The sequence below is a fragment of the Amycolatopsis sp. cmx-4-61 genome (assembly GCF_046548775.1).
In the GTDB taxonomy this organism is placed as follows: domain Bacteria; phylum Actinomycetota; class Actinomycetes; order Mycobacteriales; family Pseudonocardiaceae; genus Amycolatopsis.
The window spans coordinates 1-1316 of the sequence record NZ_JAEBEI010000061.1 but is presented as its reverse complement, the minus strand read 5'-3'; the positions used below and the strand labels follow the sequence as shown (position 1 = coordinate 1316).

General features: G+C 66.6%; 3 protein-coding genes. 1 reads left to right on the top strand and 2 read right to left on the bottom strand.

Annotated elements, in window-relative coordinates; all coding sequences use genetic code 11:
- Together ACLJOU_RS46895 and ACLJOU_RS46890 are read right to left on the bottom strand one after the other, a co-directional pair.
- Window positions 1-440: GP88 family protein (locus tag ACLJOU_RS46895; protein WP_410575783.1), on the bottom strand; the 440-nt coding region annotated here is incomplete at its 3' end.
- A gap of 150 nt (window positions 441-590) precedes the next feature.
- Window positions 591-977: a hypothetical protein gene (locus ACLJOU_RS46890; protein ID WP_410575782.1), complete on the bottom strand. Its 387-nt coding sequence runs from the start codon at window positions 975-977 to the stop codon at window positions 591-593.
- Between ACLJOU_RS46890 and ACLJOU_RS46885 the strand changes: the two genes are divergently transcribed.
- Window positions 960-1223, top strand: coding sequence for a hypothetical protein (locus tag ACLJOU_RS46885; RefSeq protein WP_410575781.1), 264 nt, complete (start codon window positions 960-962; stop codon window positions 1221-1223). The genes ACLJOU_RS46890 and ACLJOU_RS46885 overlap by 18 nt on opposite strands.
- Window positions 1224-1316 lie beyond the last annotated feature (93 nt).

Genomic DNA, 1316 nt, shown 5'->3' with positions numbered 1-1316 from the left:
TGTGTCTCGGCTCCTCGTTGTTCGGCAACAAAGAGCCACAGAGCTACACCCCCAGAGAACCGTCGCATGGGACGCCACACCGACGACCGACGCAACGTCACACCACAGGCTGACGCCCCCCAGAGAAGGGAGTAGAAGTCGCCGCTGTCGTGGATCCGAACCCACGCGTCGATGAACCGTTGGTGCGACAATTCATCCAGCATGGCGTGTTGCCAGCCGGGTAGGTCGTCCATGGTCGAGCGCAGGTTCTCCTGGTGGCGTGCTTTCACCTGGGGGAAGAGGTAGGTGCCGTTGCGGGCGTAGCAGGCTTGCGCACAGATTCCGGCCGAGGGGCAGGCATTGTAGTTTCGGCCATCGGGAAGCTTGCCCGCGAAGGCGGGTAGGGACCAGTTCCAGATCCCGAGCCGTTTCAGTTCGCGGTTCTGTCGCAGCAGCGTCATTGTGTCCACCGTCCTCATGCCACTCGATGCATGGGGAGGCCACACCAAGATCCGGTTCCTTCCACTGTACACGCGCTATGCGACGGCCATGAGACTCCGGCAGCAGACGGCGTGGACTGTCCTATCCAGATTCACCAGCCGGTTATCAGGTCAGTTCGGCGGGTTCGCGACGACGGGATGCCCACGCCGATGATGTCCACGCCGGCGGCATCTCGGCCAGGCAGTCGCGCGGCGTGGCCGACGGCGGTGCGCCAGCTCGGCGGACTCGGCGCGGTCCCGGTCGAGCGCGGCCAGGACGTGCCCGTGTCCAGCCAGCGCCCACGCCGGGATCTTGGTGATCGCGGCGAGGTGCCGCAGGATCTGTTCCAGGACGGCGACGTAGCCGGACAGGTCCGTGGAGTCGAACGTGCCGAACCGCGTTTCCGGGCTGTCGGAGTGCAGCAGCCGGTCTAGGCCGATCGGTGGCTCTTCGTCGTGGTCGAGCTCCAACCCGGCGGCCCAGCGCTGGCGGTGCGCGCCGTGCTCGCCGGTCGTCATGAGCAGGAAGGTCTGGTAGTTGAGCCGGTCCTGAATGTCGAGGACTGGCGCGACCACGCCGGGGCTGTCGGCGTCGAGGTCGTCTTCGTCGAGGAACCGGACGACGGGGCAGACGCCCAGGCCGTGTTCGGCGTGGTCGAGGTAGGCCGGGCCGTCGCCGGGGTCGTTCTCGGCGAGGGTGTAGACGGCCTGGTCGTCGAAGAGCCGGTAGACCTAGTGCCTCGGCAAGGAACGTTGACGTGGTAACCGTGTCGCGTGGACATCCGAGCTGGTGATCGCGAGGCTGGCCGGTGGAGGTGAGCCATGGCGCGCCAGCCGGAGGTGTTCGCGCGGTCGTTG

Bases quoted from the DNA above. Each gene is read 5' to 3' on its own strand.
- ACLJOU_RS46890 (WP_410575782.1), bottom strand. From the start codon at position 977: ATGACGACCGGCGAGCACGGCGCGCACCGCCAGCGCTGGGCCGCCGGG.